Source organism: Janthinobacterium longum, from assembly GCF_051380735.1.
GTDB lineage: Bacteria > Pseudomonadota > Gammaproteobacteria > Burkholderiales > Burkholderiaceae_D > Janthinobacterium.
Genome location: NZ_JBNYXQ010000001.1, coordinates 451,456 through 477,020, shown reverse-complemented (window position 1 = coordinate 477,020; position 25,565 = coordinate 451,456). Strand labels below are relative to the sequence as shown.

Sequence of the window (25,565 nt, the reverse complement as noted above, 5' to 3'; positions counted from 1 at the left end):
TCGCATTCTGCGTTAGCGGCTCAGTATCGTGTCATAGCGGTAGTGAGCCGCATAGAATTGCGCATTGGCATTAATAAATCGCGCTTGCCATCCTGCCTCGCTGGCGAGCTTGGCGAATTCCTCCTGGCTGCGCCAGATGCCGATGCGTGAAGCATGGTCGTTCAACTCTGCATCGCTGGGACGATTCTCCTTGTAGAACAAGTCGAGCCTGTCTCGGTCCGGCAGGTTGCCGATGTAAATGCTCTGTACCTGACTGAAGCGCTCAAACAGCGTTTGCAATACGGTGTGTGCCGCGTCTTCCGAAAAATACGAAAAGCTGCCGTAGCAAAGTACCTTCGAAAAACGTTGCGGTTGTGCCTCGGACAATACGTACTGGTCAGCTGCCTGCTGGAGAAAGAGGTAATCGGGAAGGACTTCATGGTGCTTCCTGGCTACGGAAATCAGATAGGCTGATAAATCCACGCCGAGAAATGCGCGGCAGTTGTCGAATAGCCTGGTGGACAGTGCGCCATTACCGCAAGCAAGGTCAAGCAACACATCTTCAGGATGCAATTGTAAATTGCTTCGGATACTGGTAACGATCAGCGAGATCTGCTCTTCCGTCACTGGCTTGCCATTGATGGTACGTTTGATCTGCCCCCAGAAATCATCTGCCGGTCGACTTCTTGCATACTCGTCATGGTCGAGCACCGGGTAGCTTTTTGCGGGTTTGCTGTTATCTGTGTTCATTGCAGTCAGTCTCTCGGCGTTGGCAATGGATAATCGTGGTGCATGGCATCAAAGGAGATCGGATGCAATTGCTGACACCACTGGCGCCACATGATACGTAGAGCGCGTTCCGCGCCCGCGCTGATAAGCTCGGGCTGGGCGATGGGCGAGCGGATGAATTGCTCACGCATGCCTGCGCGCAGGGTGGCCAGTGCGGCAATATCGTTCGACCAGAATACTGCTTTGCCAACGAAATCGGCGTCATTATCCGCAACAAACGCTTCGAGGCCCATGTGAGCAAGATAAGCTGGTGATGCACGCGACGGTATTGTTTTTCCCTTGGCGCTCAGTGTCGGTACTCCCATCCACAGCGCGTGGCACATGGTGGTGGTTCCTGTGTATGGGAAAGTATTGAGGCAAATATCTACCTGCTGGTGCAATTGCAGATACTCAGCCATGTCGCTGCGCCGGTGCAGATGCAGGCGATTGCCGTTGATGCCCTCTTTCGCGAACCACTCGCGCAGATAATGGTCTTGTCCATCACTCTCTTGGCCCGCCAACAATATGCTCGCATCCGGTATGGCACGCAATACTTGCGACCAAAGAGCAATGACTTTGCGATTTAGCTTGTTGGCACGATTGAAACTGCCGAATGTCAGGTGCCCATTCCTCAAAGCCGGCAATGGTCCCACTTCTGGTGCTGCCCTGTAAGGAATGAAAGGCGCACTGATCGGTAATCGAACTATTTTTTCCAGGAATAGATGATCAAATTCTCCGGCAGGCAGGATTTTGTTGTCGCTGAAAAAATAATCCATCGCCTGCAATCCGGTAGTGCCCGGATACCCAATCCAGCTGACCTGTACCGGTGCCGGTTTGCGGGCGAACGCCGGCAGGCGGTTGAAGCCGCTATGCCCCGACAGATCGATCAATATGTCAATTGCGTCGCGGGTAATCAAATGTGCCAGCTCCGCATGCGTCAATTTTTCCACCTGGCGCCAGACCACGAACAGACCATGCAGGTGACGGCTGATATTGTCGTCATGATAGCTGTTTGCATAAGCAATAAGTTCGAACTGCGGCGATTTGGACAGATGCTCGAGGATGGGTGTAATGAAACTGGCGACCGCATGGTTGTACAGGTCGGCGGACACGAAGCCGATGCGCAGGCGCCGCTCCGGGTCGCGCGTGTTGGCGTGTTTTGGCCACGAGGCACGCAGCGGCGCCTCGAAATGGTCGGCATACTTCAGGTGCTCGGCAAACAGGCTGGCGGCGTTGATATCCTGGCTGTGGGTAAGGTAGAACAGCAGGTTGCTGTGCAATTCGTCCCAGTCAGGATTGAGTTTCAATGCCTTGCGCGAATGCGCGATGGCCTGGTCGACGCGGCCCAGACGGGTCAGGGTGGCACTCAGGTTGACATACGCGCGCCGGTGATGCGGATCGAACTTGACCGCCGTCTCCAGACTGTTGACGGCCTCAGTCAGGCGGCCCATTTCCATCAGGCAAGTGCCGAGGTTGACGTGGGCAGGGGCGAATTTCGGGTCCAGCCTGACGGCGCGCCGGCAGCTTTCCAGCGCCTCATCGCGCCGCCCCATGGAGTTCAGTATGGCGGCGATATTGCTGTGGGTGACCGGATTGTTCGGCGCCAGCAGCTCCACTCTTCGGAAAGACGCCAGCGCCGCTTCGAGCTGGCCATCGTCCTGCTGGGCCATGCCGAGGTTGTTGAGGGCATCGATATTGTCGGGCTCCAGCAACAGCACCGCTTGGTAGATGGCAATTGCCTGCTCCTTGCGGCGGGTTTCGCGCAGCAGGTCGGCGTAATGCAGCATCGGGGCGGCCACCGAAGCGTCGAGCGCGATCGCTTGCCGGTAGGCGCTTTCGGCATCGGCTGTTTCTCCCAGCGCATGCAGGCAGCGCCCCAGGCCGAGGTAATGTGCGGCAGTTGCTGCCGGCAGCGCGGTGGCGCTGCGATAACTGGCTGCCGCCTGCGCATTGCGATCGAGACGGAACAGCACATTGCCCATGCCGCCGTGCGCCATGGCGTTGCCGGCGTCAAGTTCAATTGCGGCCGCATAACTTTTTAGTGCTGCTTCCGGCCGGTTCAGGGCGACGTGCACGTCGCCGAGCTTGCGGTGGATATCGGCACCGCCCGGCTGCAGTGCCAGCGCCTGGCGGTAGCTGGTCAGCGCCGGCTGAAACTGCTGCTGCGCCACCTGAATGTCGCCCTTGCCGACCTGCGCCATCACCAGTGCCGGATCGATGTCGAGCGCGCCGCGATAGCATTCGGCCGCTTCCTTCAGGTGCCCTTGCGCTTGCAGTGCATCACCGAGGCGACTCAGGGCCTCGGCAAAGCCGGGCGCCAGTTCCAGTGCGCGCATGAAACACGGCATGGCCAGTTCCGGGTGGCCGCCATCCATATGAGCGTTGCCCAGGTGCAGATGGGCTTCGGCGTCGCCGGGTGCCAGCTCCACCGTTTTTTGCAGGGCCGGCAAGCCATCCTTGCCCTGCAGCTGCAAGGCCATGGCCAGCACACTCCATGCCAGCGCCGCATCAGGGTGGCGCTCGAGCAGGGCACGGCTGGCATGTTCCATCTGCTCATGCTCACCGCTCTCGTACAGGCCGACGATATGATCGATTTCCTGTTGAGTTGGCTGCTGCCCGTTACTGGGTGGCGGTGCTGCGGAATTGGTAGCGTGCATGGATGGAATTATGAGTGATTGCCGTCTTCAATTGTAACGGCTGTCAGTGCTTTATAGAAATATCTTCGTCATAAACATCAATATGAAAAAAAAGCGTGGATGTCTTGCGACGTCCACGCCATTCTATTTGCAGCTTACAGGCAATCAGCAGTTACATATTCGGATAATTCGGCCCGCCGCCGCCTTCCGGCGTGACCCAGACGATATTTTGCGTCGGATCCTTGATGTCGCAGGTTTTGCAGTGCACGCAGTTCTGCGCATTGATCTGCAGGCGATCGGCGCCGTCGTCGTTTTTCACGAACTCATAGACGCCGGCCGGACAGTAGCGCGCCTCCGGGCCGGCATAGGTGGCCAGGTTGACATCGACCGGCACGCTGGCGTTTTTCAACGTCAGGTGGATCGGCTGGTCTTCCGCGTGGTTGGTGTTCGAGATGAACACCGACGACAGCTTGTCGAAGGTCAGCTTGCCGTCCGGCTTCGGATAGACGATTTTTTTCGACTGTGCCGCCGGTTTCAGGCATTCGTGGTCGCCATGTGTGTGGTGCAGGGTCCACGGCGCCTTGCCGCGGAAGATGATCTGGTCGATGCCCGTCATCAGGCTGCCCAGGTACAGGCCCTTTGACAGCCATGGCTTGACGTTGCGCGCCACGTGCAGCTCTTCATGCAGCCACGATTGTTCGAACGCGACCGGGTAGCTGGCCAGTTCGTCGTGCTGGCGCTGCTCGCCCAGCGCGCCAAACGCCGCTTCGGCCGCCAGCATGCCGCTCTTGATGGCGGCGTGGCTGCCCTTGATGCGGCTCATGTTCAAAAAGCCCGCATCGCAGCCGATCAGCGCGCCGCCGGCAAATACCAGCTTCGGCAACGACTGCAGGCCGCCGGCCGTGATCGCGCGCGCGCCATACGAAATGCGCTTGCCGCCCTCGAAGAACTTGCGGATTTCCGGGTGGGTCTTGTAGCGCTGGAATTCTTCGTACGGCGACAGGTAGGGGTTTTCATACGCCAGGCCAACCACGTAACCGACCATCACCTGGTTGTTTTCCAGGTGGTACAGGAAGGAGCCGCCATAGGTTTTCGCGTCCAGCGGCCAGCCGGTCGAGTGGATCACTAGCCCGGGTTGATGCTGGGCCGGGTCGATTTCCCACAGTTCCTTGATGCCGATGCCGTACGATTGCGGGTCCTTGCCCGCGTTCAGGTCGTATTTGGCCATCAGCTGCTTGCCGAGGTGGCCACGCGCGCCTTCGGCGAACAAGGTGTATTTTGCGTGCAACTCCATGCCCAACTGGAAGTCGGGACCCGGTTCGCCATCGCGCTTGACGCCCATGTTGCCGGTTGCCACGCCTCTCACGGAACCATCGTCGTTGTACAGGATCTCGGCGGCCGGGAAGCCCGGGAAGATTTCCACCCCCAGGTTTTCCGCCTGCTGGCCCAGCCAGCGCACCACATTGCCCAGCGAAACGATGTAGTTGCCGTGGTTCTCGAAGCAGGCCGGCACGGCGAAATTTGGCGTCTTGTAGGCCTTGGTTTCGGTCAGGAACAGGATGCGGTCTTCCGTCACGGCGGTATTGAGCGGCGCGCCCAGTTCCTTCCAGTTCGGGATCAGCTCGGTCAGCGCTTTCGGGTCCATGATGGCGCCCGACAGGATATGCGCGCCCAGTTCGCCGCCTTTTTCCAGCACGCAAACCGACACCTCCTGGTTTTTTTCAGCGGCCAGCTGTTTCAGGCGGATGGCTGCAGCCAGGCCGGCAGGGCCGCCGCCGACGATCACCACGTCATACTCCATGGCCTCGCGCGGTCCGTACTGTTCAACTAAGTTATTTGGCTGTGTCATGGTCTCGTTTTATGGTTACTGAATTCGGTGAGCGGAAATCGCGGGAAAATTTAAGCACGAGTGTGCTTGTTTTTGGCGCAGATTGCAACTTCGGCGCCATTTTGCGTGACAATGCCCCTCGCCGCAATCTAAATCCGGGCATTTTGTGTAATGATGGCGTTTACTTTCGCCTAGCCGTTGCTGTCAGGAACATGTCCTGTTGGCCATGTCGAGGGCAAAGTGTTAATCAAAACAAAACAGGAGTAGCTCGTGGGCATAGAAGTCAATTTCGAGGGCAAGATCGCCCTGATTACGGGCGCGTCCAGCGGCCTCGGCGCGCGCTTTGCCAAAGTGCTTGCGCAGGCCGGCGCCCAGGTCGTGCTGGCCTCGCGCCGCACCGAGCGCCTGAAAGAACTGCGCGCCGAGATCGAAGCCGACGGCGGCGCCGCCCACGTGGTGGCGCTCGACGTGACCGACTTTGCCAGCATCAAGTCGGCCATCGCCCACGCGGAAACCGAGGCAGGGCCGATCGATATCCTGGTCAACAATTCCGGCGTGTCGACCACCCAGCGCCTGGTCGACGTCACGCCCGAGGATTATGCCTTTGTGATGGACACCAATTTGCGCGGTTCTTTCTTCGTAGCCCAGCAGACGGCCAAGCGGATGATCGCGCGCGCCAAGGGCGATCCGAAAAAACAGCACCGCATCATCAATATCGCCTCGATGGCCGGCTTGCAGGTGCTGCCACAGATCGGTGTGTATTGCATGAGCAAGGCCGGCATGGTGCACATGACGCGCGCCATGGCGGCTGAATGGGGCAAGTATGGCATCAATACCAACGCCATTTGCCCGGGCTATATTTCTACCGAGATCAACGAGGATTATTTTGCCACCGAGCAGGGCAAGAAGCTGATCGAGATGCTGCCGAACAAGCGCCCGGGCAAGCCGGAAGACCTCGACGGCTTGTTGTTATTGCTCGCTGGCGAGGATTCGCACTTCATCAATGGCGCGATCATCTCGGCCGATGGCGGCATGACGGCTTTTTAAGGTTGCTGGCGCAAGCCCACCAGCTTGTGCACCAGCTCCGACGAGGTCGCTGCTGCAAACTTGCGCATCAGCTTGGCGCGGTGCATTTCCACCGTGCGCGGGCTGAGGTCGATCTGGCGTGCGATCAGCTTGCTGGTCTTGCCTTCCACCAGCAGCGCGGCGATTTCGCGCTCGCGCGGCGTCAGCTGCGCCGTCACGGGGCGCTGTTCGCTGACATCCTCGAAGGTCCAGATGCCTGCGCCCAGCGGCTGGCCCGGCAGCATGGCGTGGCCCGTCACATGGCACCAGAACAATTCGTCATCACTGCGGCGCATGATGCGTTCGTCCGAGTAGCGCCCTTTGGCGTTCATGATGGGGATAATGCGCTCACCAGTGCGCAGGAACTCGTCGTGGGTAGGGTACAGTACTTCGAAGGACTGGCCGTCAAGCTGTGCACGCGTGTAGCCGAACATGGAAGCCAGCGCTTCGTTGCAGCGGCGCATGATGCGGTTCTCCGACATGCACATGCCGACCGGCGCGTGCAGGAAGATGCTTTCGTAGTCGACGGCGGGTGCGGCATTCATCTGGCGGGGATCGCTCTCACAGGGGACCATGCGGCACGGTGCCGGTAGTTCTACGGTATTGTACTTTCCACCGGCGTATTTTATGCTCAGTTGCTGCCGGCATCAGCAATCCATGCCAAGATGCTGCAAAGAATTTCACAAAAAACTCAAACACACCAGAGGGACATCCATGAACAAAGTTTATCCTGACGCCGCTGCGGCGTTGGCAGGCATCGTCCAGGACGGCCAGACCATCGCCGTCGGCGGCTTCGGCCTGTGCGGCATCCCCGAAGCGCTGATTGGCGCCTTGCGCGATTCCGGCGTGACGAACCTGACCGCCATTTCCAACAATGCCGGCGTCGACGGCTTCGGCCTGGGCCAGCTGCTCACAACGCGCCAGATCAGGAAGATGATCGCTTCTTATGTCGGTGAAAACAAGGAATTCGCGCGCCAGTACCTGGCCGGCGAACTGGAACTGGAATTTACGCCGCAGGGCACCCTGGCGGAAAAACTGCGTGCCGGCGGCGCCGGCATTCCTGCTTTTTTCACCAGGACCGGCGTCGGCACCATCGTCGCCGACGGCAAGGAGCTGCGTGAATTTGACGGCGAACAGTACGTGATGGAACACAGCCTGGTGGCCGATGTGTCGCTGGTGAAGGCCTATATGGCGGACCGCGCCGGCAACCTGGTGTACCGCAAGACGGCGCGCAACTTCAATCCGAACGTGGCGATGGCCGGCAAGATCACCATCGTCGAAGTGGAAAAACTGGTCGAAGTGGGCGAGATTGATCCGGATGACGTGCACACGCCGAGCATTTTCGTGCACCGCATCGTGGTCAACGGGCATCCAGAAAAACGCATCGAACAGCGCACCGTGCGCACCGACTGATTATAAGCAGTATTCACGCCTGGTAAAACCGTCGCGAGCGGCAGTGATTTGTGGCAGAGAAGCGCAGCTGTGCGGATGCACAGTGAGCATCGCAGGCCGCAAAGCGCGACGCGCAGTAGGTTTTACCAGGCGAGCCACTAACATAAATGGAGATGATTATGGCTTGGACGAGAGATCAAATGGCGGCGCGTGCCGCAAAAGAACTGCAGGATGGTTTTTATGTGAACCTGGGCATCGGTTTGCCGACCCTGGTGGCCAATTATGTGCCAGACAATATCGAAGTGTTCCTGCAGTCGGAAAACGGCTTGCTGGGCATCGGCCCGTTCCCGACGGACGCCGAAGTCGATGCCGACCTGATCAACGCCGGCAAGCAGACCGTCACGGCCTTGCCGGGCGCTGCCTATTTCAGCTCGGCCGATTCCTTCGGCATGATCCGTGGCGGCAAGATCAATCTGGCCATCCTGGGCGCGATGCAGGTGTCGGAAAAGGGTGACCTGGCGAACTGGATGATTCCAGGCAAGATGGTCAAGGGTATGGGTGGTGCGATGGACCTGGTGGCCGGCGTCAAGCGCGTGGTAGTGCTGATGGAACACGTCGCCACCGCCAAGGACGGCACCACCTCGCACAAGCTGCTGAAGCAGTGCGACCTGCCGTTGACGGGCGTGGGCGTGGTCGACGTCATCATCAGCGATCTTGGCGTGATCGAGGTGACGGAGAACGGCCTGAAACTGGTCGAACTGGCCCCTGGCGTGACCAAGGAGCAGGTACAGGCCGCCACCGGAGCGGAACTGGACGTCTCCGCTGTTTGATCTGTGCAGGCAGGCAAGACAGGGGCGGGCAGCGATGCCCGCCCTTTTTTTCAGCTGCGTGCCTTGCCGCGCAAGCCATCCAGGCTGAATGCGCCGCCACCGGCTGCTGCGAAATACAGGAAGGTAAAGCAGTACAGCACCGCCAGCTCGCCGCCGTTCAGGATCGGCAAGAAGCCTTGCGGCGCGTGCATCATGAAGTAGCCCACGGCCATTTGCCCGGACAAGATAAAGGCTACCGGGCGCGTGAACAGGCCCAGCAACAGCAGGGCGCCGCCCACCAGTTCCAGTATGCCCGCCACCCCCATCAGCGAGAGTAGCTGCACGCCGTCGAACATGGCCACGTGCGGTGTGCCGAACAGCTTGGCCGTGCCATGCTGCAGGTACAAGAAGCCGGTGATGATGCGCAGGATACCCAGCAGGCGCGGGGTCCAGGCGGCGAGCAGGGCGGGCGAGGGGGAAGTGGACATGGCGTACTCCGTTCAAAAGTTGAGTCAGGTTGCCTTGGCGCCGATGCATCAGCTTGCCCAAGGATGGCTGCACTGTATTCCTTTTTTCATGGTTGATCATCAGTGCTGATGTTGATGCATCATTTCCCCAATGTTGACGAGCGAAAAAAAACCCCGCAGATCGGCGGGGCTTTTTGAAGGGGGAACGATTACTTCACGATACTGACTGCGGGTGGGATGATCGCGTCATCGGCAGGGTGGGTCGGATGGGCCAGCTCGCTGTGCAGCTTGTCCATGTCCAGTTCTTTTTCCCATTTCGACACCACGATGGTGGCTACGCCGTTGCCGACGAAGTTGGTCAGCGCGCGGCATTCGCTCATGAAACGGTCGATGCCCAGGATCAGCGCCATGCCGGCCACTGGAATTGTCGGCACCACGGCCAGGGTCGCGGCCAGGGTGATGAAGCCGGCGCCGGTGATGCCAGACGCGCCTTTCGAGGTCAGCATTGCCACGCCCAGGATGGTCAGTTCCTGCCAGATGGTTAGCTCGGTGTTGGTCGCTTGTGCCACGAACAGCGCGGCCATGGTCATGTAGATGTTGGTACCGTCCAGGTTGAACGAGTAGCCGGTAGGAACCACCAGGCCAACCACCGGTTTGGAGCAGCCCAGGCGTTCGAGTTTCTTCATCAGGGCCGGCAGCGCCGATTCCGACGAGCTGGTGCCCAGCACGATCAGCAGCTCTTCCTTGATGTACAGCAGGAAGCGGCCAATCGAGAAGCCCGTGTACTTGGCGATCAGGCCCAGCACCACGAATACGAACAGGAAGCAGGTCAGGTAGAACGAACCCATCAGTTTGGCCAGCGGGATCAGCGACGCCAGGCCGTATTTGCCGATGGTGAAGGCCATTGCGCCGAACGCGCCGATCGGAGCGACTTTCATGATGATGTTGACCATGCCGAAGATGGCATGCGACAGTTCGTCGATCAGCTTGGTGACCGGACGGCCGCGCTCGCCCAGCAGCGACAGCGAGAAACCGAACAGGATGGCGATCAGCAGCACTTGCAGGATATCGCCCTTGGCAAACGCATCAACGAAGGTCTTCGGAATGATGTTCATGATGAAGTCGGTGGTCGTCATGCCCTGGGCATGCGTGTATTGCTCGATCGACTTGGCATCAAGGTGGGCCGGATCGGCGTTGAAGCCGGCACCCGGTTTGAGCACGTTGGCAACCACCAGGCCGATGGCCAGGGCGAATGTGGAGACGACTTCGAAGTAGATCAGGGCCTTGCCGCCAACGCGGCCGATTTTCTTGACGTCCTGCATGCCGGCAATGCCCGATACCACGGTGCAAAAAATCACCGGTGCGATGATCATCTTGATCAGTTTGATGAAGCCGTCGCCGAGCGGCTTCATGTCGACGGCGTTCGTTGGATAGAACACCCCCAGCAGCACGCCCGCCACGATGGCGAACAGCACCTGTACGTACAGGATTTTATAGAATGGTTTTTTCACGGAAAGTCTCCTCTTGCGGGTTGATGGATGCGATCATCCGCGTAATGGATCGCCCGCTCAATTGTGGATAACCGCAGATATGCACATTTTGTATATCGGGTATTTAAGAGTGGAAATGCGTTGCCGGACATGCTGCGCTGCAGCAATATCGGGTCGATTCAGCCGTGCGCTTGGAGCATTGCCCGTGCTGCGCTACACTTCGCCAGAGGCTAGCGCGATATACCCGTCACCGGGCAAGGCGCGCTGCTGTTTTTCCACCGACTCCACCACCGGAATTAGCATGATCGAAGCCCGTATCCAGTCCGTCCAGTGTATTTCCCCGGCCGGTTTGCACCGCATGTCCTATAAAGAGTGGGGCGCGCCCGACAACCCAAACGTACTGGTGTGTGTGCATGGCGTGACGCGCGTGGCCGACGACTTCGACAGCCTGGCGCAAGCGATGGCCAGCGACTACCGCGTGATCTGCCCCGACGTGGTGGGGCGCGGCCGTTCCGGCTGGCTGGCCAACCCGGAGTTCTACCGCGTGCCGCAATACGTGAGCGACATGGTGACCCTGCTGGCGCGCGTGCTGGCCAATGGCGAGCGGCAGACGGTGGACTGGTTCGGTACCTCGATGGGCGGCCTGATTGGCCTGGGCCTGGCGTCCTTGCCGCACAGCCCGGTCAGCAAGTTAATCCTGAACGACATCGGCCCGACCCTGGCGCCGGAGGCCTTGCAGCGCATCGGCGACTATATCGGCCAGGATTTGCGCTTCGATACGTTCGAACAGGGCGCTGATTTCGTGCGCGCCGTGTCGGCCAGTTTCGGCCCGCACACCGATGCCGAATGGCACAAACTGGCGCGTGACGTGCTGCGCCAGGGCCAGGACGGCCGCTGGCGCCGCCATTACGACATGGGCCTGGCGCTGCCGTTCCGTTCCGCCACGCTTGACTCGGCCGCGCGCGACGAAGCCATGCTGTGGGCCGCCTACGATGCCGTGCGCTGCCCGACGCTGCTGGTGCGCGGCACCGATTCGGACCTGCTGACGCACGACACGGCGCAAGCCATGTTGCAGCGTGGCCCAAAAGCGCAACTGGTGGAAATTGCCGGCGTCGGCCATGCGCCCACGTTTATCCACGACGAGCAGATTGCCATCGTGCGACAGTTTTTGTTGAACAAGTAAAGTTTTACCGATTTTGAAACAAACGAAAGAAACAGCATGGAAATTACCCGCTTGCACGTAGGCAAACGCCTGTCCGAAGTTGCCATCCACAATGGCACCATTTACCTTGCCGGCCAGATCGCCGAAGACACTACTCAGGATATCGTTGGCCAGACCCGCGAAGTGCTGGGCCATATCGACCGCCTGCTGGCCGAAGCGGGCAGCGACAAGACCTGCATCCTGTCGTGCCAGATTTATATCGCCGACATGCAGCACTTTGCCGGCATGAACGAAGTATGGGATGATTGGGTGGCCTCCAGCCATACGCCGCCACGCGCCACCGTCGAAGCGAAACTGGCCAATCCGGCATGCCTGGTTGAAATCGTCATCATCGCTGCAGAGCGCTAAGGTCCCCATGGTTTCCACTTCGGCCCCCAATAGCGCCACCACGGAACAACTGGTCGAGGGCCTGAGTGGGCCGGACAGCGCGCGCGTGCTCGATGCGCTGGCCTATGCGACCGCAGCCTATGGTGAGAAGCTGACCTTTGCCGGCCGCCCGGCGCTCGACTTCGCCATCGGCGTGGCCACCACCCTGGCGTTCTTGCGCAGCGATGCGGAAACCCGCATTGCCGGCCTGATGTTCGAGCTGACCTTGCTCGAACCTGATACGGCGGCCGATATCGAGCCGCGCTTCGGCAAGCAGGTATGCGACCTGGCCACCGGCGTGCGCCAGCTGATCCGGCTGCGCGCGCTGAACCAGGCCTCGTATGCGGGCGGCGCTGGTGGTCGCGGCAGGAATGCGGCCCAGCAGGCCGTGGCGCAAGTGGAAACCCTGCGCAAAATGCTGCTGGCTATGGCATCGGACATGCGCGTGGTACTGGTGCGCCTGGCCTCGTGCGTGACCACCTTGCGCTATTTTGCCGAATTAAAACTCTTCAATGACATGACGCGCGATTACGGCCGGGAAACCCTCGACCTGTACGCGCCGCTGGCCAACCGGCTCGGTATCTGGCAGCTGAAGTGGGAGCTGGAAGACCTGTCGTTCCGCTTTATCGAACCGGAGGCCTACAAGCGCATCGCCAAGATGCTGGAAGAAAAACGCATGATGCGCGAGGGCTTTGTGTCCTCGGCGATCCTGCGTCTGCAGACCGAGCTGGCTTCGGCCGGCATTGCCGCCGAAGTGTTCGGCCGCCCGAAACATATCTACAGCATCTGGAACAAGATGCGCGGCAAGGAACTCGACTTCACGGCCCTGTACGATGTGCGCGCGTTTCGCGTGATCGTCGCAGATGTGAAGACCTGTTATACGGTGCTGGGCGTGGTGCACAATATCTGGACCCCGATCCCGAAGGAATTCGACGACTATATCTCGCGCCCGAAACCGAACGGCTACCAGTCGCTGCACACGGTGGTGATGGCTGACGACAGCCGGCCGCTGGAAGTGCAAATCCGCACCAATGAAATGCACAGCTTTGCCGAATACGGCGTGGCCGCGCACTGGCGCTACAAGGAAGAGGGCGGGTCGAACTTTGCCGGCCAAAAATACGACGAAAAAATTGCATGGCTGCGCCAGTTGCTGGCCTGGAAAACCGACGTGGCCGACGCCGTTGTCGGCCAGGAAGAAATCCAGCGCGAATGGGTGGAAAAACTCAAGTCCGCCACCCTGGACGACCGTATTTTCGTCATGACGCCGCAGGCGCGCGTGCTGGAGTTGCCGGTCGGCGCCACGCCGGTCGACTTTGCTTATCACCTGCACAGCGATGTCGGTCACCGTTGCCGTGGCGCCAAGGTCGACGGCGTGATGGTGCCGCTGAACACCCAACTGAAAAACGGCCAGACCTGCGAAATCATTACCGCCAAGGGCGCACCTGGCACGGCCGGGCCGTCGCGCGACTGGCTCAGCGCCGGCTACGCCGCCAGCACCCGTACCCGTTCGAAAATCCGCGCGTGGTTCCATGCGATCGACATCCAGGAAACCGTAGGCCACGGCCGCGCGCTGGTGGAAAAATCGCTGCAGCGCGAAGGCAAGACGGCCGTCAATCTTGAAGCGCTGGCGCAGAAACTGGGCTTTGGCAAGGTCGATGAACTGTTCCTGTCTGTCGGCAAGGACGAATTCAGCTTGCGCCACGTGGAGCAGGCGCTGCACGACAATGGTGAAGTGGTGGAGCCGGAAGACGCGGTACTGGTCGGCAAAAGCCGCGCCTCCAGCGTGGAGCAGGGAGCCAAGTCCGGCGTGCTGGTGGTCGGAACGGAAGGCCTGATGACGGTGCTGGCCAAATGCTGCAAGCCGGCGCCGCCCGACAGCATCGTCGGGTTTGTCACGCGCGGCAAGGGCGTCTCGATTCACCGCGCCACCTGCAAGAACTTCGAGGAAATGCGCGCCAAGGCGCCCGAGCGTGTGATCTTCACCGAATGGGGCAGCACCGGCGGCCAGGATACTGTCTACCCGGTCGATATCTTTATCCTGGCCGGCGACCGCCAGGGCCTGCTGCGCGATATCTCCGAGATTTTTTCGCGTGAAAAAATCAACGTGATCGGCGTCAATACGCAAAGCGCCAAGGGCCAGGCCCGCATGACATTTACGGCCGAGATCAGCTCGACGGCGCAGTTGCTGAAAGCTTTGAATGTGATCAAGGATGTCAGCGGGGTGATGGAAGCGCGGCGCAGCTGAACTGCCGGGGTCAGACCCTCAATGCCGCTAACTCGGAAGCTTGCGCTAGTGGGTGCGGGGGTCTGACCCCAGCCCTTGCTTGTGGGTTTGGTCACCCCCATGCAATCCCGCCATCGCAGTCGTCTCCGGCTGCAAGGTGATATGGTCAATGCCATGGCTGGCCAGCAGCATGGCCTTGATGGCGCGCAGCACGGCGGGCCACTGGTCCAGGTGCTCGATCTGCACGTGGCCGATCAACGCCGGCTGGCCAGGCGACATATCCCATACGTGCAGGTCGTGCACCGACAGCACGCCATCGACCTGCTCGACATCGGCGCCTACTTGCAAATAATCGATCTGCTGCGGCACGCCTTCCATCAGGAAGTGGTAGGAGTCTTTTAATACGCCAAACGTCGATTTCAGGATCAGCAAGGACACCAGCACCGACAGCAGCGGGTCGATCTGCATCCAGCCCGTGAAGTAGATCACGGCGCCGGCGACGATGGCGGCCACCGACCCCAGCAGGTCGCCCATCACGTGCACCAGCGCGGCACGCGTATTGACGCTGTCCTTGTCTTTCGACAGCACCCATGCCACCACCAGATTGATCGCCAGGCCGATGACTGCCACCACCACTACCGTATCGCCATGCACGGCTTGCGGCGTGGAAAAGCGCAGCGCGGCCTCAATGCAAATCCAGCCCACCACGCATAGCATGGCCAGACCGTTGACAAAGGCGGCCAGCGCTTCGGCGCGGCCAAAACCAAACGAGTGGCGCGGCGAGGGCGGGCGGCGGGCGATCACTTGCGCCAGCAGTGCCAGGCCCAGCGCCGCCGCATCGGTAACCATATGGCCGGCGTCGGAAATCAGGGCCAGCGAGTTGGACAGGACGCCAAAGGCCACTTCGACGCCGGCAAACGACAGCGTCAAGCCCAAGGCCCACGCCAGCACGCTCTGCTTGCGCCCCGTGAACGAGTGCGTGTGCTTGGCGTCGCCTTTCAGGTGAGCATGCAGGTGGGCGTGGTCGTGGTCATGGTCGTTCTTGTCGTGCATGGCGTGCTTTGTAGAATGATCTTGCCGCCAGTGTAATGGAAAGGCCGATCAGCCGTCAGGCTTTGACACTGTCGCCGAACTTGCCTTCACGGAAGTCCTGCACCGCCTGGAACACTTCAGCCTGGGTATTCATCACGAACGGGCCGTACTGCGCGATCGGCTCGTTCAAGGGCTGGCCTGCCACCAGGATGACGCGGCCGCCTTGTGGTGCGGTGATGCGCACGCCGTCGCTGCCGGGCGTATTCTTGAAAATGGCCATGCGCAGCGCCGGTACCTCCTTGCCATCGACCTCGACAGCGCCCCGGAAAGTATATAAAAAAGCGTTATGGCCCGGCGGTAACGGTTGCTCGAAGGTGCTGCCGGCCGGCAGCTCGATATCGAGGTACAGCGGCTCGGTGCGCTCGCGCTGCACTGCGCCCGCCACGCCATGGCTGCTGCCGGCGATTACTTGTACCGCCACCCCTGCGCTGGTGGTGTAGCGCGGAATGGCGCTGCTGTCGAAATCGCGGTACCAGGGCGTGCGCATCTTGTCGCTGGCGGGCAGGTTCAGCCACAACTGAAAACCTTCCATTACGCCCGCTTCCTGTTCCGGCATTTCCGAATGGATCACGCCACTGCCAGCCGTCATCCATTGCACGCCACCCGAGCTCAGCAAGCCTTCGTGGCCAGCGCTGTCGCGGTGGCGCATGCGGCCCGTGATCATATAGGACACGGTCTCGAAGCCGCGGTGCGGGTGCTCGGGAAAACCGGCGATATAGTCGTTCGGCTGGTCGCTGGCAAAATTGTCGAGCATCAGGAACGGATCGAGGCGACGCTGCAATTGCTGCGTCAGGACGCGGTTGATCTTCACGCCGGCGCCATCCATCACGGCCTGGCCGGCAATCACGCGCTCGACGGTGCGTGCGGTGGTGACCGTGGTGGCGGTATTGATATCGTCCATGATGCTCTCCAGTGTTCAGTGTGAAACGCTTATACGAGAATAGCGTTGATCTCGGCGTCCGCCTGGGCTTGCGCCTTGGCCACAGCTTCGGGACCCATGCCCATGCCTTCCGAATACACGTACTGCACGTCGCTCAGGCCCAGGAAACCGAACATGGTGTTCAGGTAAGGCACCTGGCTGTCGGTCGCGCCGCCACGATGCAGGCCGCCACGCGACAGGCCTACCAGGACTTTCTTGCCGGTCAGCAGGCCGACCGGGCCTTTTTCCGTATATTTGAACGTGACGTTGGCGCGCGCAATTGCATCGAACCAGCTTTTCAGTTGCACGGTGATGCCGAAGTTGTACATTGGTGCGCCGACCACGATCACGTCGGCCGCCTGCACTTGGGCAATCAGCGCGTCGTCGAGGGCGATGCGGGCTGCCTGTTCGGCGCTGCGCTGGTCCGCTGGCGTGAACAGTGCCTGCAGGGTCGGCTCGTCAAGTATCGGATGCGGTTCGGCAGCCAGGTCGCGGCGCACCACGGCAGCGCCAGGATGGGCGGCGACAACGCGGGCGACCAGGGCGTCGGCCAGGCGGGTGGATGCGGAGCCGGTGCTGCGGGCGCTGGAATTGATTTGCAGGATGTTCATCTGGTTTTCTCCGTGTGAGTGAGGTGTCTTGCGATGAATGAACTATAGCAATTCCAAAATTGATGCGGAAGCCGTTAAAATGGATAACATTAATCCACTCATGGAACAATGAGGACACCATGGACATCGATCCCGGCGATTTGCTGCTGTTTGCCCGCGTGGTGGAGTGCGGCAGTTTTTCGCGTGCCGCAGAGCGCGTCGACCTGCCCAAATCGACTTTGTCGCGCCGTATTGCGCTGTTGGAAGGAAAACTGGGCGAACGCCTGCTGCAGCGAACCACGCGCAAGCTGGTGCTGACCGAATTTGGCGCCAGCCTGCTCGAACACGCGCGCAAGGTGGTGGAGGAAACCGAGGCGGCCGGCGCGCTGGCCCAGCATCGCCAGGCCGGACCCAGCGGCTTGCTGCGCATCTCGATGCCGGCCGATTTTGCCGATACGCTGATGCGGCAAGTGCTGGCCGAATTCGTGCGCCGCTATCCGGCCATTTCGTTGGAAATTGACTTGTCGGCGCGCCGCGTGGATTTGCTGGAGGAAAACTTTGACCTGGCGATACGCATGGGCAAGCTGCCCGACGACGCCAGCCTGGCGGCACGCCGCGTGGCCTTCAGCACCCTGGCGCTGTATGCTGCGCCACGATACACGAGCTTGCATGGCCTGCCAGAACATCCCGACGATCTGTTCCGGCACGATTTGCTGAGCTTGCCACCGGCCTTGCACGGCATGGTGCGCTGGACCTTGATACGCGGCAAGACCACCTGGGAGCGCGACCTGCCGGTGCGCCTGCTGGCCAATTCACCGGAATTGCTGGTACGCATGGCTTGCACCGGGGTGGGGATTGCGGCCAGCACCGACCGCTTCGCCAACGCTTATCTGCAAACGGGGGAGCTGGTGCGCGTGCTGCCGGAATGGAGCTTTCCGCTGGTTACGGGCTGGGCCGTGTTTCCTGGCAGGCGCTTGATGCCGGCCAAGACACGTGCGTTTCTCGACCTGATGGAGGAAATGTACCAGATGGACATGCCTGTCTGACTGGATTACTTGGGTAAATTACCCATCACTTCACCGAGCTGCACCGGCCCGGCCGGTTGCCAGCCCGGGTTGAACTGTACCGTGTCTTTCGGGAACAGCATCACGACGGTCGATCCCAGCAGGAAGCGGCCCAGTTCCTCGCCTTTTTTCAGCACGATATTGTCGTTGGCATAGCTCCAGTCGCGCACCTGGCCCGAGCGGGGCGGATTGACTACGCCGTGCCAGACGGTGGCCATGCTGCCGACGATGGTGGCGCCCACCAGGGTCATCACGAAAGGACCGTTGGCGGTGTCGAACACGCACACCACGCGCTCGTTGCGGGCAAACAGGCCGGGGATGCCGCGCGCGGTGGTCGGGTTCACGGAAAACAATTCACCAGGCACATAAATCATGCGCGTCAGACGGCCGTCGCACGGCATGTGGATGCGGTGGTAGTCGCGCGGGCTCAGATACAGGTTGGCAAAGCTGCCGTGCTCGAACTGGGCGGCCAGTGCAGCGTCGCCGCCGACCAGCGCGGTGGTGGTGAAATTATGACCCTTGGCCTGGAAGATCTGGTCCTTGTCGATGCTGCCGAACTGGCTGATGCGGCCGTCGACCGGGCAAACATAGTCGGCTTGCGCAATCAGGCGCACGCCGGGGCGCAGCGCGCGCGTGAAGAAATCGTTGAAGCTGGTGTAATGCGTGATGTCCGGATCAAGCGCCTCGGCCATGTTGACGTTGTAGCGGCCGACAAACCAGCGGATCAGCCGCGTGGTCATGGCGCCGCCTTTGGCGCCGGCCACGCGGCCGGCGAAATTGGTCAACGCGCTCTTGGGCAGCAGATATTGGGGCAGGACGGCGAGACGGGACACGATAGGGAGCCTTTGATTGGATTGAAACAATGATGCACAAGCATTATAGCGGCGAAGGATGGCAAGGGATACCGGGCGGCGTGCGGCGGCGTACAGGCAAGTTTCCACGGAAGTTAATTTTTTATAAGAAATATTTTCTGATCGCCGTGTCATAACGACAAAATTGCCTCAAAATACGAGCGCCTGTTTTCCAGTCCCTGTTTCAGTTACCCTGCCGCCCAGCCATGATGCCATTCCGTTTGCCTGCCTTGCACCTGACCATTACCGCCACCGCCCTGATCGTTGCCTGTCAGGCGCAGGCCCAGCAGGGGGCCGGGCAGGAAGCAGAGCAGGTGCAGAAGCCGGCCGAGCCGGCGCTGCAGCAGGTGGAAGTCAAAAGCAGCTATGATCCGCGCCGCGACGACACCGCCAGCAAGATGGTGGTGTCCAGTGAGGAAATCCTCAAGTATGGCGACACCAGTGTTACCGACGTGCTCAAACGCCTGCCCGGCATTACCGTCACGGGCGCGGCCGGCCGCACTGGCGGCGAAATCCGCATGCGTGGCCTGGGCAGCGGCTACACGCAGATATTGCTCAACGGCGAGCGCGCGCCGGCCGGTTTTTCGCTCGATACCGTCTCGCCGGACATGATCGAGCGCATCGAAATCCTGCGTGCGGCCAGTGCCGAATACAGCACCCAGTCGATAGCCGGCACCATCAACGTGGTGCTGAAGAAAGCGGTGAAAAAGGCCCAGCGCGAGCTCAAGCTGGGCGTGGGGGGCGGGCGTGACGCGCACTCGGGCAATGGCAGTTTGCAGCTATCGGACAAGGACGGCATATTTTCCTGGTCGCTGGCCGCGTCGGCGTTCCGCTACGACTATGATTTCGGCGGCCCGCAAGACAGCCCTGCGCTGGATCTCGGCTACCTGCCCGACGGCCAGCAGAACCTGTTGCGCCGCATCGCCGGTGGCGGCGGTGGCCGCGTGGAAGGCATCAACCTGGCGCCACGGCTGAACTGGAACTATCCCGGTGGCGACAGCCTGACGGCACAACTTTACCTCAATGCCAGTCGCGGCAACAATCACAACAGCTACCATACCGATACCGTGCTGGGCGAGCGACCGGAGTACGACAGCAACGACAGCCGCGGCGGCAACCACCAGGTATTCGGCCGCACCGACCTGAACTGGACACGCAAGCTCGATGGTGGCGCGAAACTCGAACTGGGCGTGCGCGGCATGGCCAACAGCAGCGCAAACGATAACGATACTCTGGGCCTGATCGATGGCGCAGGGCTGGCGCTGGACCGCCGGGTACGGCTGGAAACCAACTACGATACGATCTCGTCGAGCGGCAAGTATTCGTCGCCCTGGATGCCGGGCCATGCGCTGTCGATGGGCTGGGATGGCACGCTCAGCCGGCGCGAGGAAGAGCGCCGCCAGCGCGAAGCAAGCGTGCCGGGGGCACCAATACGCTACAGCGATGAACACTACAATTCCACGGTCAAGCTGCTGGCGCTGTATGCGCAGGACGAATGGGACATCACGCCGCGCTGGTCGATGTATGCGGGCCTGCGCTGGGAAGGTGGCCAGACGCGCAGCGCCGGCGACAGCTTCGATGCCGTGCGCCAGCGCAGCAGCGTCTGGAGCCCGCTGCTGCAGACCTTGTGGAAATTGCCCTCTGCCCATGGGGACCAGCTGCGCCTGGCCCTGACGCGCACCTATAAATCGCCGTCTACCTCGAACCTGATACCGCGCCGCAGCATCTCGACCAACAATAGCCAGGCCGAGCCTGACCGCCAGGGCAATCCCCGCCTGAAACCGGAACTGGCGCTGGGCGTCGATGCGTCGTATGACCATTACTGGGCCGAAGGCGCTTTGCTCGGCGTGCGCGCTTCGGCGCGCCGCATCGACGGCTACACGCGCCAGGGCTTGCTCTTGAACGACGATCGCTGGGTGTCCACGCCCATCAACGACGGCCGCGCCGACACCCAAACCGTGGAACTGGAAGCGAAGTTCCCGCTGCGCGCAGTGCTGTCGGCTAACGCGCCGGCGATCGACCTGCGTGCCAGCCTCAGCCGAAATTGGTCGCAAGTGGCGCACGTGCCGGGGCCCGACAACCGGCTCGACCAGCAGACACCGTTCAGTGGCAATCTCGGCATCGACTACAAGTCGCCCGGCGGCATGCTCACTACCGGCGGCAGCCTGATACTGACCAGCGGCGGCCCGGTGCGCATCACGCTGCAGCAGTTCGCCTACACCTCGATGCGGCGCGACCTCGACCTGTATGCGCTATGGAAATTCAATCCGAAAAACCAGCTGCGCCTGGCGGTGACGAATTTGCTGGCGCAGGATTTCGAAAGCAATTCGATCTTCAGGGATGCCAGCGGCAGCATCGTGCGCGCTGGTATCTCTGCGACCTCGCCACAGGCGCGCGCTACGATGGAAATGAAATTCTGATGGTTGGCCTTGCAGAATTGACCATATTCTGACGGGCTGTTGCGTCGATGGCCGCATTTAATTTGATAAAAACTTTATTTTCTGGAAACGCTGCCGTAGAGCAAAATTTTGCTGCAAAATGCCGCTGCCATCTTCAGCATCCAGCCATTTCATCGCGCCACGCAGCCCATACATCATGCCATCGTCCTTGCCTCTGTTTCGCCTCACCATGTGTACCGCCGCCGTGCTGTTTGCCTGGAATGCCAGTGCCCAGCAAGCCACGGTTGATGCCAAGCCCGCCACGCCGGCTGCGCCAGCCGATGCAGCCCCTGCCGTGCAAAAGGTGGAAGTAAAGGGCAGCGGCTACGATCCGCGGCGTGACGACACCGCCAGCAAGATGGTGGTGGGCAGCGAAGAGATCCTCAAGTATGGCGATACCAGTGTCACCGACGTGCTCAAGCGCCTGCCCGGCATTACCGTGTCGGGCGCGGCCGGCCGCACTGGCGGCGAGATCCGCATGCGTGGCCTGGGCAGCGGCTATACACAGATATTGCTCAACGGCGAGCGCGCGCCGGCCGGATTTTCTCTCGATACGCTGTCGCCTGACGTGATCGAGCGCATCGAGATCCTGCATGCGGCCAGCGCCGAATACAGCACCCAGTCGATCGCCGGCACCATCAATGTGGTACTGAAAAAGGCCGTCAAGACAGCGCAGCGCGAACTCAAGCTGGGCCTGGCGGGTAGTCGCGACAGTTTCTCGCCAACGGTCAATCTGCAGTTGTCTGACCGCGACGGCAAATTTTCCTACTCGATGGCCGGTTCGCTGTACCGCTACGACTATCACTACGACAATCCCGCGCTGGACCTGGGCTACCTGCCCGACGGCCGGCAAAACCTGCTGCGCCGGACCACCGGCAGCGGCGACGGCCGTCCGGAAGGCATCAATTTGTCGCCGCGCCTGAACTGGACCCTGAAAAGCGGCGACACGGTGACCGCCCAGTTCTTTGTCAATCTGGGCCGTGGCGAGCACCGCAACGTTAGCCGCGCCGAGACGGAACTGGGGGCGCGCCCCGATTACGATACCAATACGGGCAGCTCCAGCAATCACAATTCCATGGGCCGCGCCGACCTGACGTGGATGCACAAGCTGGACGGCGGTGCCAGGCTGGAACTCAAGCTCGGCGCGACCGGCGCGCGCAATACCTCGGACAGCCTGCAGCGCGGCTATATCGGTGGCGCCGGCCTGGCGCTCGAGCGCGCGGTGGACGTGAAGTCGACCGAGAACGGCGTCCGCTCGACCGGCAAATATTCGACTCCTCTGGTACCGGGCCATGCCTTGTCGATGGGCTGGGACGGCGCCTATACCGAGCGCGAGGAAGAGCGCCGCCAGCGAGAAGCGCTGCTGCCCAACGGCCGCCCACCGTTCAACAGCGACGAGGATTTCGATGCGCTGGTACGGCGGCTGGCACTGTTTGCCCAGGACGACTGGGAAATCACGCCGCGCTGGTCGATGTATGCCGGCGTGCGCTGGGAAGGCATCGATACGCGCAGCACGGGCGAGAGTTTTGACGCCGTGCGCCAGCGTACCAGCGTCTGGAGTCCGCTGTTGCAAACCCTGTGGAAACTGCCCGATACCAAAGGCGACCAGGTCCGCCTGGCCTTGACGCGCACTTACAAGGCGCAGCCGGCGGCCAGCCTGATCCCGCGCCGAAATACCTCGACCAACAACAGCCAGACCGACCCGGACCGCGAAGGCAATCCAAACCTGAAACCGGAACTGGCGCTGGGCCTCGACGCTTCGTATGAGCATTACTGGGCAGAAGGCGCCTTGATCAGCGCGCGTGCCTCGGCGCGCCGCATTGACGGCTACACGCGGCAGGGCTTGCTGCTGATCGAGGAGCGCTGGGTCTCGACGCCCGTCAACGACGGTCGCGCCAATACGCAAACCGTGGAACTGGAAGCGAAGTTGCCGCTGCGCGCCGTGCTGCCGGCTACGGTGCCGGCAATCGATGTGCGCGCCAGCATCAGCCGCAACTGGTCGCAGGTCGACCAGGTGCCGGGACCGAACAACCGGCTAGACCAGCAAACCCCGGTCAGCGGCAATTTCGGCCTCGACTACAAGACGGCGGACGGCGTATTGACGGCCGGCGGCAGCTTCAATTTCCGCAATGGCGGCCCGGTGCGCATTACGCAGCAGCAAAGCGCCTATACCACGCCGCGGCGCGACCTCGACCTGTATGCGCTATGGAAATTCAATCCGAAAAACCAGCTGCGCCTGGCGGTGACGAATTTGCTGGCACAGGATTTTGAAAGCAACACCATCTATACCGACGCGACCGGCGTCATCGCCCGCAACGCGATATCGCCAAGCTCGCCACAGGCGCGCGCCACCATGGAAATGAAATTTTAATTTCGCAAGCTGGCAAGGGCAGTGTCTTATAATCGCGGCTTCTTATTCGCTGTCCTTTACTGCTGCAAGGTTCCCCATGACGTTTTCCTCCCTCGGCCTGATCGATCCCCTGGTCCGCAAACTCGACGAGCTCGGCTATGCCAAGCCAACCCCCGTGCAAGCACATGCGATCCCTGCGGTACTGGCCGGGCGCGACCTGATGGCTGCTGCCCAGACCGGTACCGGCAAGACCGCTGGCTTTGCCGTGCCGCTGCTGCAGCGCCTGACGCTGGAAGGCATGGTGGCGCCGCAGTGCGTGCGCGTGCTGGTGCTGGTGCCCACGCGCGAGCTGGCCGAGCAGGTGTATGCGAGCTTTCGCAGCTATGGTGGCAACCTGCCATTGCGCAGCTTTGTCGCGTATGGCGGCGTACCGATCGAGCCGCAGATCGCCAGGCTGCGCAAGGGTCTCGACGTGCTGGTGGCCACGCCGGGCCGCCTGCTGGACCTGCAGTCACAGGGCGCCATCAAGTTCGAACAGGTGCAAACCCTGGTACTCGACGAAGCCGACCGCATGCTCGATTTGGGCTTCGAACGCGAACTCGATTTGCTGTTGATGACGATGCCGAAACAGCGCCAGACCCTGCTGTTTTCGGCCACCTTCTCGGACGCGATCCGTGCCATGGCGAAAACCATGCTGAAAGATCCCGTGTCGGTGGAAGTGAGTGCGCGCAACAGCACCGTGAAAGCGGTGAAACAGTCGGTGATCGTGTGCGACAAGAAGCGCAAGCCGGAACTGTTCCTGCACTTGCTGAAGAAAAAACGTTGGGGCCAGGTGCTGGTGTTCGTGAAAACCCGCAAGGGTGTCGAAGTGCTGGTGAAAACCTTGCTGGAGCAGGGCGTGAGTGCCGATTCGATTCATGGCGACAAGACCCAGCCGAACCGCCTGCGTGCACTGGCCCGTTTCAAGGCCAGCGAAGTGCAAGTGCTGGTGGCGACCGACGTCGCCGCGCGCGGCCTCGATATCGAGCAATTGCCGCACGTGGTCAATTTCGATCTGCCGACCGTGGCCGAAGACTATATCCACCGCATCGGCCGCACCGGCCGTGCCGGCGCCAGCGGAGAAGCGATTTCGCTGGTCTGCGCAGACGAAGTGGAGCTGCTGTCGGCGGTTGAAGCGCTGACGCGGCAGACCCTGAAACGTAGCGAGGAAGCGGGTTTCGAGGCCGAACACCGCGTACCGGGCACGGCCGCCGGCGGCGCGATCCAGAAAAAGCCGGTCAAGGTGCTGGCGCCGAAGGCGGCCGAACGCGCGGCCAAGCGCCGCTTCTACAAGTAGGCCTGGCGCCTGAGTCGTGCTGCACGCCCCGCGCATTCATGCCATCATGCAGGCATGACTTCGATACCCTTGTTTCCGCTCAATACGGTGCTGTATCCCGATGGCTATCTGCCGCTGCAGATCTTCGAGGTGCGCTACCTGGACATGATACGCAAATGCATCACCGGCGAGCAGCCGTTTGGCGTGGTGCAATTGCTCGACGGCACGGAGGTGCGCAAGCCCGGCCAGGATGAAACCCTGGCCCAGGTCGGCACCTTGGCCAGGGTGCTCGACTGGGCCGCACCGTTGTCGGGCCTGCTGCAGATCAAATGCATGGGCACCCAGCGTTTTCAGATTGTGTCGAGCGAACAGCTGAAAACAGGCTTGTGGATGGCTGAAGTGGCGTTGCTGCCGCCAGACATGGCGGTGCCGATTCCGCAGGAACAGCAAAACGTGGCAGACGCTCTGGGCGCGCTGATCCGCACCTTGCAAGAACAAAAAATCCCGCTTGACCAGATGCCGATCCAGCCGCCATACCGGCTCGATGAATGCGGCTGGGTCGCCAACCGCTGGTGCGAACTGCTGTCGCTGACGCCGGTGCAGAAGCAATTGCTGCTGAGCCAGGAAAACCCCGTGCTGCGCCTGGAACTGATCCAGGATACCTTGTCCGAAAATGGCTTGCTGGAAGATTAACGTCTAA

21 protein-coding genes are annotated in these 25,565 nt (G+C 61.1%); 11 read left to right on the top strand and 10 right to left on the bottom strand.

The genetic code is table 11. From position 1 onward, the window contains the following. Positions 1 to 12: 12 nt before the first annotated feature. From ACQ4WM_RS02145 to ACQ4WM_RS02135, 3 genes are all read right to left on the bottom strand, one after another. Positions 13 to 729, bottom strand: a complete 717-nt coding sequence (locus ACQ4WM_RS02145) for a class I SAM-dependent methyltransferase (protein ID WP_436545069.1) — start codon at positions 727 to 729, stop codon at positions 13 to 15. 5 nt (positions 730 to 734) lie between these two features. Further along, the gene (locus ACQ4WM_RS02140; protein WP_436545068.1) at positions 735 to 3,404 is read right to left on the bottom strand and encodes a tetratricopeptide repeat protein; all 2,670 of its coding nucleotides are present in this window, start codon (positions 3,402 to 3,404) and stop codon (positions 735 to 737) included. Positions 3,405 to 3,555: 151 nt separating this feature from the next. Next, complete coding sequence (locus tag ACQ4WM_RS02135) at positions 3,556 to 5,232, bottom strand: electron transfer flavoprotein-ubiquinone oxidoreductase (protein ID WP_436545067.1); 1,677 nt, start codon at positions 5,230 to 5,232, stop codon at positions 3,556 to 3,558. A 249-nt stretch (positions 5,233 to 5,481) separates the two neighbouring features. Here ACQ4WM_RS02135 and ACQ4WM_RS02130 point away from each other — a divergent pair, with 249 nt between their 5' ends. Further along, positions 5,482 to 6,258: an SDR family oxidoreductase gene (locus tag ACQ4WM_RS02130; RefSeq protein ID WP_436545066.1), complete on the top strand. Its 777-nt coding sequence runs from the start codon at positions 5,482 to 5,484 to the stop codon at positions 6,256 to 6,258. Here ACQ4WM_RS02130 and ACQ4WM_RS02125 read toward each other — a convergent pair. Then, a complete protein-coding gene (locus tag ACQ4WM_RS02125) occupies positions 6,255 to 6,821 on the bottom strand; it encodes a LuxR C-terminal-related transcriptional regulator (RefSeq protein WP_436545065.1) in 567 nt (188 codons plus the stop codon). The genes ACQ4WM_RS02130 and ACQ4WM_RS02125 overlap by 4 nt on opposite strands. A 169-nt stretch (positions 6,822 to 6,990) precedes the next feature. Here ACQ4WM_RS02125 and ACQ4WM_RS02120 point away from each other — a divergent pair, with 169 nt between their 5' ends. Both ACQ4WM_RS02120 and ACQ4WM_RS02115 read left to right on the top strand, forming a co-directional pair. Continuing rightward, positions 6,991 to 7,689 (top strand): CoA transferase subunit A, encoded by a 699-nt coding sequence (locus ACQ4WM_RS02120; protein WP_436545064.1) that lies wholly within the window; start codon positions 6,991 to 6,993, stop codon positions 7,687 to 7,689. Positions 7,690 to 7,847: 158 nt separating this feature from the next. Next, entirely contained in the window at positions 7,848 to 8,498 is a 651-nt protein-coding gene (locus ACQ4WM_RS02115) for a CoA transferase subunit B (RefSeq protein WP_436545063.1), read from the top strand. Between the two features lie 50 nt (positions 8,499 to 8,548). Here ACQ4WM_RS02115 and ACQ4WM_RS02110 read toward each other — a convergent pair whose 3' ends face one another. Next, positions 8,549 to 8,965, bottom strand: coding sequence for a DoxX family protein (locus ACQ4WM_RS02110; RefSeq protein WP_436545062.1), 417 nt, complete (start codon positions 8,963 to 8,965; stop codon positions 8,549 to 8,551). A 188-nt stretch (positions 8,966 to 9,153) separates the two neighbouring features. Continuing rightward, the gene (locus tag ACQ4WM_RS02105) at positions 9,154 to 10,455 is read right to left on the bottom strand and encodes a dicarboxylate/amino acid:cation symporter (protein ID WP_436545061.1); all 1,302 of its coding nucleotides are present in this window, start codon (positions 10,453 to 10,455) and stop codon (positions 9,154 to 9,156) included. Positions 10,456 to 10,735: 280 nt separating this feature from the next. Between ACQ4WM_RS02105 and ACQ4WM_RS02100 the strand changes: the two genes are divergently transcribed. From ACQ4WM_RS02100 to ACQ4WM_RS02090, 3 genes are read left to right on the top strand one after another with little or no spacing between them, the layout of a single operon-like run. Beyond that, positions 10,736 to 11,617, top strand: a complete 882-nt coding sequence (locus ACQ4WM_RS02100) for an alpha/beta fold hydrolase (protein WP_436545060.1) — start codon at positions 10,736 to 10,738, stop codon at positions 11,615 to 11,617. Between the two features lie 36 nt (positions 11,618 to 11,653). Further along, positions 11,654 to 12,004 (top strand): RidA family protein, encoded by a 351-nt coding sequence (locus ACQ4WM_RS02095; protein WP_436545059.1) that lies wholly within the window; start codon positions 11,654 to 11,656, stop codon positions 12,002 to 12,004. Positions 12,005 to 12,011: 7 nt separating this feature from the next. Continuing rightward, positions 12,012 to 14,267: a RelA/SpoT family protein gene (locus tag ACQ4WM_RS02090; protein ID WP_436545058.1), complete on the top strand. Its 2,256-nt coding sequence runs from the start codon at positions 12,012 to 12,014 to the stop codon at positions 14,265 to 14,267. A gap of 45 nt (positions 14,268 to 14,312) precedes the next feature. Here the strand turns inward: ACQ4WM_RS02090 and ACQ4WM_RS02085 are convergent, their stop codons facing one another. The 3 genes from ACQ4WM_RS02085 to ACQ4WM_RS02075 are packed head-to-tail and all read right to left on the bottom strand — an operon-like array spanning position 14,313 to position 16,868. Further along, entirely contained in the window at positions 14,313 to 15,299 is a 987-nt protein-coding gene (locus ACQ4WM_RS02085) for a cation diffusion facilitator family transporter (protein ID WP_436545057.1), read from the bottom strand. Positions 15,300 to 15,354: 55 nt separating this feature from the next. Beyond that, entirely contained in the window at positions 15,355 to 16,239 is an 885-nt protein-coding gene (locus ACQ4WM_RS02080) for a pirin family protein (protein WP_436545056.1), read from the bottom strand. 29 nt (positions 16,240 to 16,268) lie between these two features. Beyond that, positions 16,269 to 16,868, bottom strand: a complete 600-nt coding sequence (locus ACQ4WM_RS02075) for an FMN-dependent NADH-azoreductase (protein WP_436545055.1) — start codon at positions 16,866 to 16,868, stop codon at positions 16,269 to 16,271. Between the two features lie 119 nt (positions 16,869 to 16,987). Between ACQ4WM_RS02075 and ACQ4WM_RS02070 the strand changes: the two genes are divergently transcribed. Continuing rightward, positions 16,988 to 17,893, top strand: coding sequence for a LysR family transcriptional regulator (locus tag ACQ4WM_RS02070; protein WP_436545054.1), 906 nt, complete (start codon positions 16,988 to 16,990; stop codon positions 17,891 to 17,893). A gap of 5 nt (positions 17,894 to 17,898) precedes the next feature. Here ACQ4WM_RS02070 and asd read toward each other — a convergent pair whose 3' ends face one another. Next, positions 17,899 to 18,747, bottom strand: coding sequence for an archaetidylserine decarboxylase (asd, locus tag ACQ4WM_RS02065; RefSeq protein WP_436546187.1), 849 nt, complete (start codon positions 18,745 to 18,747; stop codon positions 17,899 to 17,901). Positions 18,748 to 18,968: 221 nt separating this feature from the next. Between asd and ACQ4WM_RS02060 the strand changes: the two genes are divergently transcribed. The 4 genes from ACQ4WM_RS02060 to ACQ4WM_RS02045 all read left to right on the top strand — a co-directional run bounded on the left by ACQ4WM_RS02060 (position 18,969) and on the right by ACQ4WM_RS02045 (position 25,558). Further along, positions 18,969 to 21,182 carry a TonB-dependent receptor plug domain-containing protein gene (locus tag ACQ4WM_RS02060; protein WP_436545053.1) on the top strand — a complete coding sequence of 738 codons (2,214 nt, stop codon included), beginning with the start codon at positions 18,969 to 18,971 and terminating at the stop codon, positions 21,180 to 21,182. A gap of 175 nt (positions 21,183 to 21,357) precedes the next feature. After that, entirely contained in the window at positions 21,358 to 23,571 is a 2,214-nt protein-coding gene (locus ACQ4WM_RS02055) for a TonB-dependent receptor plug domain-containing protein (RefSeq protein ID WP_436545052.1), read from the top strand. 76 nt (positions 23,572 to 23,647) lie between these two features. Continuing rightward, complete coding sequence (locus ACQ4WM_RS02050; RefSeq protein WP_436545051.1) at positions 23,648 to 24,886, top strand: DEAD/DEAH box helicase; 1,239 nt, start codon at positions 23,648 to 23,650, stop codon at positions 24,884 to 24,886. A 54-nt stretch (positions 24,887 to 24,940) separates the two neighbouring features. Next, a complete protein-coding gene (locus tag ACQ4WM_RS02045; RefSeq protein ID WP_436545050.1) occupies positions 24,941 to 25,558 on the top strand; it encodes an LON peptidase substrate-binding domain-containing protein in 618 nt (205 codons plus the stop codon). Positions 25,559 to 25,565 lie beyond the last annotated feature (7 nt).